Source organism: Methylobacterium sp. J-077 (assembly GCF_022829365.1).
Classification (GTDB): domain Bacteria; phylum Pseudomonadota; class Alphaproteobacteria; order Rhizobiales; family Beijerinckiaceae; genus Methylobacterium.
Genome location: NZ_JAKSYJ010000093.1, coordinates 202,977 through 212,908 on the forward strand (window position 1 = coordinate 202,977; position 9,932 = coordinate 212,908).

Sequence of the window (9,932 nt, forward strand, 5' to 3'; positions counted from 1 at the left end):
GAAATCTTGCTCTCGGATGGAGGTTTGAACCTCACGTAGCGCTTGTTACGCCGTGTCTGAGCTTTGACGAACGAGCGCGATCCGAAACTACGTGCGGTGCGCAAGATTCATAGGCGCCGCGTAACATAACGGGAGCGAAGCCGAGGTCCGCTTTCCGCACCAGAGGTGAAGACTGCTCAGCGCCCTGAGCCGGCCTTTAGAGGTGACCGGCTCACGACTGCTTGCGGGACGCCCTAGCGACCTTCTGTGCTTCCGACATGGGTACCGATCAGTTCAGATGTAGGTGGAGGCCAGCGCCGGTGATCCTTCGAGCGCGTGGGCGAGCACTTCCAAGCCGTGCGTGATCTGCTGCCGGGTCGCTGGGCCGCCCAGGCAGAGGCGTACCGCCTCAGGCGGTGTACCTGCCACGCAGAACGGGTCGCTTCCGACAACGCCCAGGCCCGCCGACCGACCTTGGCTGGCGAAGGCCGAGCGCGTCCAGCCCTCCGACAGCGTGATCCAGACGTGGAAGCCGTGCGGGTCGGCGGTGTAGGTCCCGGGCGGGAGCAGCGAGGTCACGATGCGCTGGCGCTCGGCCGATTCCTCCCGGACGAATTGCACGATGGCGTCAGCCGTGCCGTCCATGATCCAGCGCGTCGCCAGCGTGGTCGAGATCGGTGAAGCCATCACGGTCGCGGCGCGCAGGGAGCCCGCGAGCGGAAGGGCTGCTCGGGCGCTGGGGGCTACGAGGTACGCGAGGCGAAGCCCGGCGCCGAGGCACTTCGCCAGGCCGGCCACGTAATAGGTGATCTCCGGCGCTAACTCAGCGAAGCTGGGAGGCGGCGCCGGGCAGATACGCGCGTAGGCATCATCCTCGATGATGCTGACGGCATAGCGCCTCGCCACCGCGATGATGGCCTCCCGTCGGGCCTTGGGCAGGGTCGCCGTGGTCGGGTTTTGCAGCAGGGGGTTCAGGTAAATCGCCTTCGGAGCGACCTTCGTACAGGAGGCCGCGAACGCGTCGGGGTCGACCCCGTAGCGGTCCATCGGCAAGTCGATAAGACGCAGTCCCAGATGGGCCGTGAGCGCGCGAATGCCCGGATAAGTGATACGCTCGGCGCAGATGGTGTCACCTCGCCGGGCGACCTGGCCTAGTACACTGAACAGTGCGCTGTGCGCGCCCGGGCAGATGAGCAGGCGCTCCCGCGTCGTGTCGATCCCGCGGCCCCTCAGCCATCGCAGCGCCGCCTCCTTGTCCTCATCGGTCCCGCCGAAGCCCTGGTAGCGCAGCAGGTTGGCAAGGTCGCCGGAGAGCTCCGCGAAGGAAGCTTTCATACGCGCTTGCAGAGCCGGTGCGTCGGGCTCGGGAGGCAGGTTCATGGTGAAGTCAACCGGCCCGACCCGCGGCGTGCTGGCGCCCCCGCCCGAACGGGCGGCGCGGGCCGGATCGACCACGAAGGTGCCCTGGCCGACCCGCCCCTCGATCAGGCCGCGCTTGTGCGCCTCGACATAGCCGCGGGATACCGTCGTGAAGTTCAGGTCGAGCGCCCCAGCCAGCGCCCGCTGCGTCGGCAGGCGCGTGCCCGGCATCAAACGGCCCGTCCGAATGTCTTCCGCCAGCGCCTCCGCGATAGCGAGGTAGTGCGGCTTACCCCAGCGCTTCAGGTCCGGCGTCCAGGTCCCAAGAACCATATTATCGGGGTTGGCTCGTCCCGCTCGTTCAGTCGCCTTCATTCGCTCCGAGCCTTCGCCACCAACATGCAATCAATGTTCGATTGTATGGCTAGCAAGCGCCGTACCGCGACAGCATTTCAGGATCTAAGGTCACGCCATCCATACAATGCCATCAATCCATGAGCCTCGAATAGGCAATCGCTGACTAGAAGATAGTCATTCTGTGCTTGTAGAGCGAGCGTTGTTTTAAAAACTAACGGGTCCTTCGCCGATCAGTTCGAACGCAAAATTGTATGCATTCTACTAAGCAGCATTGATTGGTTTATTGATCGACGGCCTTTGGCACACCGCTTGCCATAGTTGGCGTGTGACCGTCGGCAGCTTCGCTTGTGGCGGCCCAATCCACCGAGGAGCGAAACAAATGCCTGCCGTGAACCGCGAACACCACAAGAAGGGCGACTTCCTGGTCGACTATGAGGAGAAGGTCTTCGAGGACGTGAAGGCCGAGCCGGGCCAGAAGGCGCTCGTCACCTTCCACACCGTCGCGTTCGAGGGCTCCATCGGCCTGGTCAATCTGCTTCAGGCCACGCGCCTCCAGCGCAAGGGTTTCGAGACCTCGATCCTTCTCTACGGCCCGGGCATCACGCTGGGTGTCCAGCGCGGCTTCCCGCGGCTCGGCGACGAGGCCTTCCCGGGCCATCTCAACTTCAACAACCAGCTTGAGAAATTCATGGCCGAGGGCGGCAAGGTCTATGCCTGCCGGTTCTCCACCCAAGCGCTCTACGGCCACGGCGAGGCTGCCTTCATCGAGGGCATCCGCATGATCAACCCCCTCGACGTGCTCGACTGCATCCTCCTGCACAAGCGCGACAACGCCGTGATCATCGACACCTGGACCGTCTGACCGGCCCCTCGGGCCCGGCGACCGGGGTGTCGCATCCGGCGGCCGCGGGCGATGTGGCCGCCGTCAGAGTTGGAGGATCACCCATGTCAGAGAACCGGATCGTGCGGGCTGCCGCCATCCAGATTGCGCCGGACCTCGACCGGGCGGACGGCACCCTGGAGCGCGTGCTCAACGCCATCGACGAGGCCGCCGCCAAGGGCGCGCGCTTCATGGTCTTCCCCGAGACCTTCGTCCCCTACTACCCCTACTTCTCCTTCGTCCTGCCGCCCGCACAGCAGGGCGCGGAGCACCTCAAGCTCTACGAGAGCGCGGTGGCTGTGCCGGGACCGGTGACCCAGGCCGTCTCGGCGGCCGCGCGCCGCCACGGTGCGGTGATCGTGCTCGGCGTGAACGAGCGCGACCACGGCTCGCTCTACAACGCGCAGCTGATCTTCGACGCGGACGGCAGCCTGAAGCTGAAGCGGCGCAAGATTACGCCGACCTACCACGAGCGCATGATTTGGGGCCAGGGCGACGGCGCCGGCCTCGACGTGGTGGAGACGGCCGTCGGCCGGGTCGGAGCGCTGGCCTGCTGGGAGCACTACAACCCGCTGGCCCGCTACGCCCTCATGGCGCGCCACGAAGAAATCCACGCCGCGCAGTTCCCGGGCTCGCTCGTCGGCCAGATTTTCGCCGACCAGATGGAGGTGACGATCCGCCACCACGCTCTGGAGGCGGCTTGTTTCGTGGTCAACGCCACCGGCTGGCTCACCGACGAACAGGTCGCGCAGGTCTGCCCGGACGAGCGCCTGCGCGGCGCCTGCCGGGGCGGCAACTGCACCGCCATCGTCTCGCCCGAGGGCAAGCATCTCGCGGACCCTCTCGGGCCCGGCGAGGGCATCCTGATCGCCGACATGGACCTCGCGCTGGTGACCAAGCGCAAGCGGATGATGGACTCGGTCGGCCACTACGCCCGCCCCGAGCTCCTCAGCCTCCTCCACGACGACCGCCCGGCCTCGTTCGTGCACCAGCCGACCCGTTCGCACACCGCCGCCCAGACCGCCTCCCGGAGCCTCGATCATGAGCAGCAGCCCGCTTCTGACGAACCGACCCTCCTGTCCGCCGGTCGTGTTGGGCCTGGTCGGGATGCCGACGGAGCGCCTGATCAACGCGTTGCAATCCTACGGGGTTAGGCTGGCCGACAGCCGGGCCGGAGCCCCGAGCCGCCGCGGCGGCGCCGGCCCTTCGGACCACAAGGCCATGACCATCGCGGGCCGCACTGTGATGGTCCCGGTCCATACCGAGACCGCCTTCGACTCGCCATTCCTCGTGCGCCGCCCGGACGCGGACGGCATCTCGGTGATCGAGCATGACGGCGTGGTGATCGGGCAGGCGACCTTCCCGGGCAAACCGCGCTTCTACGGGCTCTCCACCTTCGACGGCGTGCCCTACTCGAAGATCGCCGTACTGCACGGCCGGGACGTTCTCGCCACCACAGTGCTGCAGACCTGTATCCGCTACGCGAGCCGGGCCAAGACCTGCCAGTTCTGCTCCATCGGCCAGTCACTCGCCGCCGGCCGCACGGTCGCGCACAAGAGCCCGGAGCAGCTGGCCGAGGTCGCCCGCGCCGCCGTGCTGCTCGACGGTGTGAAGCACATGGTGATGACCACGGGCACGCCGAACGCCACCGACCGGGGCGCCTCGGTGCTGTGCGAGAGCGCCTTCGCGGTGAAGGCCGCGGTCGACCTGCCGATCCAGGCCCAGTGCGAGCCGCCGGATGACGACCGCTGGTTCGAGCGGATGAAGGCGTCGGGCATCGACGCGCTGGGCATGCACCTGGAAGCGGTCACGCCCGAGGTCCGGACCCGGATCATGCCCGGCAAGGCGTCGGTGCCTCTAGAGCGGTACTATGCGGCGTTCGAGGCGGCCGTGCCGGTCTTCGGGCGGGGCCAGGTCTCGACTTACATCCTGGCCGGCCTGGGCGACACGCCGGAGGCGATCCTGGCAATGGCCGAGCGCCTGATCGGGATGGGCGTCTATCCCTTCGTGGTACCGTTCGTGCCGATCTCCGGCACCCCGCTGGAGAGCCACCCGGCGCCAAGCCCCGACTTCATGCACGACATCCTGCAGCCACTTGCCGACATGCTGGCCGGTGCGGACCTGCGCTCGACCGACATCAAGGCCGGTTGCGGCCGCTGCGGCGCCTGCTCGGCGCTCTCCACCTACGAGCGCGCCGGGGTAGCGGCATGATCCTCGAACCCGTCCCGCCGTACCGGCCGAGCCACTTCCACGTGAAGTTTGCAATCGCCCCCTGGGAGCGTCGCGCCTGCGCGGCCCTGCGCCGCCAGGTTTTCTGCACGGAGCAGGGCATTTTCGCGGACGATGATTGCGACGCCATCGACGTGCACGCCATCCCGATCTGTGCCCTCTCGACGTTGGGCGCTGACGCGGACGCCGTCGTGGGCACGGTCCGCATCCATGAGATGGTCGAGCGGCCCGGCGAGTGGTGGGGTTCTCGCCTGGCCGTCGCCAAGCCGTTCCGCAGCGCCGCCGCCCTCGGCACTGGGCTGATCCAGGTCGCCGTCTCCTCGGCCCATGCCCGCGGCTGCACCCGCTTCCTCGCCCACGTGCAGGAGCGGAACGTGCCGCTGTTCCAAGCCCTGCACTGGGCAAGTCTCGACGCGGTCGACCTTCACGGGCGGCCACATCACCTGATGCAGGCGGACCTCGCGGCCTACCCGCCGATGCACGACCCCGAGCACGGCCTCGTCACCTTCCGCAAGGCCGCGTGATGACGGTCGCTCTCGATATCCAGGCCCTAGCCGGTCAGATCCGAGACGCCCGCGGCCTCGGCCACAAGCGCGACATCGACGCCGTGGTCGCGCGGTTGGGGCTGGGAAGCCGCCACGTGGCGGTGCCAGTTGGCGACGACTGCGCGGCTATCCCCGATGGCGACGGCCACCTGCTGTTCGCCATCGAGGGCTTCCTCGACGGCTTCGTCGCGGCCGACCCGTATTTCGCTGGCTACTGCGGGATCATGGTCAACCTCAGCGACGTCGCGGCCATGGGCGGGCGCCCGCTCGCCGTGGTCGATGCCCTGTGGAGCCGGGATGCGGCGGGGGCGGACCCGATCCTGGCCGGTCTGTCCGATGCGGCCGCCCTCTACGGCGTTCCGGTGGTGGGCGGGCACACCAATACGCGCGCCGCCTGCGGCAACCTCGCGGTCGCCGTACTCGGCCGGGCGGGCCCGCGCCTCCTGACGAGCTTCGATGCCGCACCGGGGGACGACCTCGTCGTTGCCATCGACCTACGCGGCCGCTTCCGCGAGCCCCACCCATACTGGGACGCCTCGACCGGCAGTCCGGGTGAGCGCTTGCGTGGCGATCTCGCGCTGCTGCCGAGCCTCGCCGAGGATGGCTTGGCCTGCGCCGCCAAGGACATCAGCATGGCGGGTGTCGTCGGTACGGCGCTGATGCTGCTCGAATGCTCGGGCGTCGGCGGCCTCATCGAACTCGACGCGATCCCACGGCCCGAGCACGTCCCGCTCGCGCGCTGGCTGACGGCCTTTCCGAGCTTCGGCTATCTCCTCAGCGTGCGTCCCGACCGCACGCCGTCCGTGCTTGCGCGCTTCGCCGAGCGCGGGATCGCTGCCGCCGGGATCGGGCGCCTAGACGCGAGCCGGGTCGCCCGGGTCCGTGGCGGCGCGGGGGATGAAGTCATGGTGTGGGACTTCGTCGCCGGCCCGCTGATCGGCTGCGGTCAGGATGGAGCGGGGGCCGCCTCATGACGGCCCTGCGCATCGCCCTTCTGACCCACTCCACAAACCCGCGCGGCGGCGTCGCGCACTGCCTCGCGCTGGCCGAGGCGCTCTGCGCCTTCGGACACGAGGCGGTGGTCCACGCGCCTGACCCGTCCGGGCGCGGCTTCTTTCGCGTTGCCGCCTGCCCGACGGTATCGGTGGCCGCAAAGCCGATCGCCGGCACGACGGTCGACCTCGTGCGGGCTCGCATCGACGATTACCTGCGCCACTTCGCGTCGCCCGCCGCCTGTGACTTCGACGTCTTCCACGCCCATTGCGGCATCGGCGGCAATGCCCTCGCGACGCTCAAGCACCGCCGCCTGATCCCCGGCTTCGTTCGCACAATCCACCACGTCGATAGCTTCTCCGACCCAGTGCTCGCGCAGTGGCAGGATCGCTCGATCCATGAGGCCACGAGCCTGCTCTGTGTCAGCCGCACGTGGGCCGACCTGATCGAGGACGATCTCGGTGCCGAGATCGGCGTCGTCGGCAACGGAGTGGATCTAACGCTCTTCCAAGAGACACCGACCGAAGCCGACGCAATCGTGAGGGAGCGCTGGGGCATCGGTGTCGGGCCGGTCGTCCTGAGCGTCGGCGGCTTCGAGGAGCGCAAGAACACGGCTGGGATCATCGAGGCTTTCGCGCTTCTGCGTCGACGCCACCGGCAGGCGCAACTCGTGGTCGTCGGCGGCGCATCACTCCTCGACCACGCCTCCTACGACGCCCGCTGCCGCGCCGCACTGAGCGCATGCGGGCTTGCGGTAGGGCACGGCGAGGCGGTGATCGCTACCGGTCCGGTCTCCCAGGAGGAAATGCCGGCCTTCTATCGCCGAGCGGACGTCCTGGCCTTTCCCTCCTGGAAAGAGGGCTTCGGCCTCTGCGTGCTGGAGGCCATGGCCTGCGGCACGCCAGCGATCGTGTCCCGGCAGCCGCCCTTCACCGAGTACCTCCGGACCGACGACGTCCTCTTCGTCGACCCGGGCGATCCCGGTGACATCGCCGACGCCATGGCGGCCGCCCTGGCACCGACGACGCGAGCAAGCCTGCGCGCTGCCGGTGCGGCTCGGGCCGCCGCCCATTCCTGGCAGGCCTGCGCCGAGCGTCACCTCGCTACCTACGCGGCCTGCGCCCGCGTCGAACGGGAGCCGATCCATGCCTGAGATGCACTTCCACATCCGCTGGCCCGATGGCCGGCGCGAGGCCTGCTACTCGCCCTCCCTCGTCGTGAAAGACTTCCTCACACCGGGCGAGAGCTACGCCCTCGACGACTTCGTCGCGAAGACCCGGACCGCCCTCAACATCGCAAGCGAGCGGGTGCGGGAGAAATACGGGTTCGCCTGCTCCTCCGCCCTGGACCAGGTCGCCCGCATCGAGGCCGCCGCAAAGCGGCAGGCCCCCGACGGCCAAGTCACGGTCGAGTCCTTTGAGCCCTGAGCCCACACGGCTGCCTAAGCATCACGGAGTGAGAGCCATGACCTCTACCCCCCGTCACGTCCCCGTCGCCATCGTCGGCGGGGGCCAGGCCGGCCTCTCGGTCAGCTACCACCTCAAGCAGAGTGGAATCGAACATCTTATCTTCGAGAAGAAGACCGCTGCGCATACCTGGGCGAGCCAGCGCTGGGATACGTTCTGCCTCGTCACGCCGAACTGGCAGTGCGACCTGCCGGGCCACCGCTATGACGGGCCGGACCCGGACGGGTTCATGAAGAAGGACGAGATCGTCGCCTACCTCAAGGCGTTCGTCGCCAAGGTGAACCCGCCGATCCGCGAGGGTGTCGCGGTCACCCGCGTCGAACGGCGCGAGGACGGCATCTTCTCGGTACAGACCTCGGACGGCGACTACACCGCGGACCAGGTCGTGGTGGCCTCCGGCGGCTACCACACGCCGATTATCCCGCGCATGGCCGAGAAGCTGCCTGGCTCGATCACTCAGATCCACTCGAACCAGTATCGCAACCCGGCCCAGCTGCCTGAGGGCGAGGTGCTGGTGGTCGGCTCGGGGCAATCCGGCGCGCAGATCGCCGAGGACCTGCACCTCGCCGGGCGCAAGGTGCACCTGGCGGTGGGCGACGCGCCCCGCTGCGCCCGCTTCTACCGCGGCCGCGACGTCGTCACGTGGCTCGCCGACATGGGCTACTACGAGATGACCGTCGACAACCATCCGTTGTGCGACGGCGTTCGCGACAACACCAACCACTACGTGACCGGCCGCGATGGTGGCCGGGACATCGACCTGCGCCGCTTCGCCGCCGAGGGGATGGCCCTTTACGGCGTGCTTGAGGATTACGACGCCGGCAGTCTGCGCTTCCGCGACAATCTCAAGCGCTCGCTTGATCAGGCCGACCGGACCTACAACGGCATCAACGCGGCCATCGACAAGTACATCGCCGAGAAGCGCGTCGAGGCGCCGGCACAGGAGCACTACACGCCCGTCTGGGAGCCGAGCGAGCCCGTGACCAACCTCGCCCTCGAAGGCTCAGGCATCACCAGCATCGTCTGGTGCATCGGCTTCACGCCGGACTTCCGCTGGCTCGACGCGTCCGTGTTCAATGGCGCGGGCAGCCCCAAGCACAAGCGCGGCGTCACGAACGAGGACGGCGTCTACTTCATTGGCCTGCCTTGGCTGAACACCTGGGGCTCGGGGCGCTTTGGCGCCGTCGGCCGGGATGCCGAGTACGTCGTGCAGGTGATTCAGAAGCGCCTCGGCGCCGAGCGGTTCGCCCTGAAGTTCGCGGTTTAAACGACGCAATCGAGGCGTCGCCCACGTCTCGATGAACCCATTCAACAAACGTGGGTAGCTAAGAGCCTCTAACAAAACCGGTTGCGGCGCGTTGAGGGGAGATGGCGAGACCGCTTCTTCCCGATGGCCTGTGGGCCGAGATCGCACCGCTGCTGCCGCCTGAGACAGCTAAGCCGAAGGGCGGTCGCCCGCGAAGATCTGACCGCGCGGCGCTGACCGGCATCCTGTTCGTGCTGCGCTCGGGCACGCCGTGGGAGTTGCTGCCCAAGGAGATGGGCTGCGGCTCCGGCATGACCTGCTGGCGGCGCTTACGCGACTGGCAGAAGGCCGGGGTGTGGGACCGCCTTCAGCAGGCGCTGCTTGACCGGCTCGGACGCCAGAACGGCATCGACTTCAGCCGCGCCTCCCTCGACAGCGCCTCCATCGCTGCAAAAAAGGGGGCCCGGCGGCAGGCCCGAACCCGACCGACCGGGGCAAGCCGGGCACGAAGCGCCACGTCCTCACCGATGCGAAGGGCATTCCCCTCGCCCTGAAGCTGACGGGGACCAACGTGCATGACAGCCGGATGCTGGAGGCGGTCGTGGATGCCGTCCCGCCGATCCGTTCATGCTGGGGACGGCCGCGCAAGCGGCCCTCGAAGCTGCACGCCGACAAGGCCTACGATCACCGCCGCTGTCGTCAGGCGCTGACCCGCCGTCGCATCCAGCCCCGCATCGCCCGGCGCGGGATCGAGAGCAGCCAACGTCTGGGCCGACACAGGTGGGTCGTGGAGCGGACGCTGGCCTGGTTCGCCAAGTTCCGCCGCCTCGCCATCCGCTACGAGCGACGGGCCGACATCCATCTCGCCTTCTCGACCC

The 9,932-nt window shown here is 68.2% G+C and carries 10 protein-coding genes; 9 read left to right on the top strand and 1 reads right to left on the bottom strand.

Annotated features, from left to right (window positions below; translation table 11 throughout):
- Positions 1-273 precede the first annotated feature (273 nt).
- Positions 274-1,713 (bottom strand): PLP-dependent aminotransferase family protein, encoded by a 1,440-nt coding sequence (locus MKL11_RS07635; protein WP_409565825.1) that lies wholly within the window; start codon positions 1,711-1,713, stop codon positions 274-276.
- Between the two features lie 361 nt (positions 1,714-2,074).
- Here MKL11_RS07635 and MKL11_RS07640 point away from each other — a divergent pair, with 361 nt between their 5' ends.
- The 9 genes from MKL11_RS07640 to MKL11_RS07680 form a co-directional block, all read left to right on the top strand.
- Positions 2,075-2,557 (top strand): MSMEG_0572/Sll0783 family nitrogen starvation response protein, encoded by a 483-nt coding sequence (locus MKL11_RS07640; protein WP_007558304.1) that lies wholly within the window; start codon positions 2,075-2,077, stop codon positions 2,555-2,557.
- 83 nt (positions 2,558-2,640) lie between these two features.
- Positions 2,641-3,729 (top strand): Nit6803 family nitrilase, encoded by a 1,089-nt coding sequence (locus MKL11_RS07645; RefSeq protein ID WP_243941831.1) that lies wholly within the window; start codon positions 2,641-2,643, stop codon positions 3,727-3,729.
- Complete coding sequence (locus MKL11_RS07650) at positions 3,683-4,786, top strand: MSMEG_0568 family radical SAM protein (protein WP_243941864.1); 1,104 nt, start codon at positions 3,683-3,685, stop codon at positions 4,784-4,786. The genes MKL11_RS07645 and MKL11_RS07650 overlap by 47 nt, the downstream gene beginning before the upstream one ends.
- Positions 4,783-5,328, top strand: coding sequence for an MSMEG_0567/Sll0786 family nitrogen starvation N-acetyltransferase (locus MKL11_RS07655; protein WP_243941833.1), 546 nt, complete (start codon positions 4,783-4,785; stop codon positions 5,326-5,328). The genes MKL11_RS07650 and MKL11_RS07655 overlap by 4 nt, the downstream gene beginning before the upstream one ends.
- Complete coding sequence (locus MKL11_RS07660) at positions 5,328-6,323, top strand: sll0787 family AIR synthase-like protein (protein ID WP_243941835.1); 996 nt, start codon at positions 5,328-5,330, stop codon at positions 6,321-6,323. The genes MKL11_RS07655 and MKL11_RS07660 overlap by 1 nt, the downstream gene beginning before the upstream one ends.
- Entirely contained in the window at positions 6,320-7,495 is a 1,176-nt protein-coding gene (locus tag MKL11_RS07665) for an MSMEG_0565 family glycosyltransferase (RefSeq protein ID WP_243941836.1), read from the top strand. Before MKL11_RS07660 ends, MKL11_RS07665 begins: the two co-directional genes overlap by 4 nt.
- The gene (locus MKL11_RS07670; RefSeq protein WP_243941838.1) at positions 7,488-7,769 is read left to right on the top strand and encodes an MSMEG_0570 family nitrogen starvation response protein; all 282 of its coding nucleotides are present in this window, start codon (positions 7,488-7,490) and stop codon (positions 7,767-7,769) included. Before MKL11_RS07665 ends, MKL11_RS07670 begins: the two co-directional genes overlap by 8 nt.
- 37 nt (positions 7,770-7,806) lie before the next feature.
- Positions 7,807-9,075, top strand: a complete 1,269-nt coding sequence (locus MKL11_RS07675; RefSeq protein WP_243941840.1) for an MSMEG_0569 family flavin-dependent oxidoreductase — start codon at positions 7,807-7,809, stop codon at positions 9,073-9,075.
- Between the two features lie 101 nt (positions 9,076-9,176).
- A protein-coding gene (locus MKL11_RS07680; protein WP_243941842.1) for an IS5 family transposase occupies positions 9,177-9,932 on the top strand; the annotation gives its coding sequence in 2 pieces (ribosomal slippage) (positions 9,177-9,504 and positions 9,504-9,932; 757 coding nt annotated over the 2 pieces). This gene is flagged as partial in the annotation.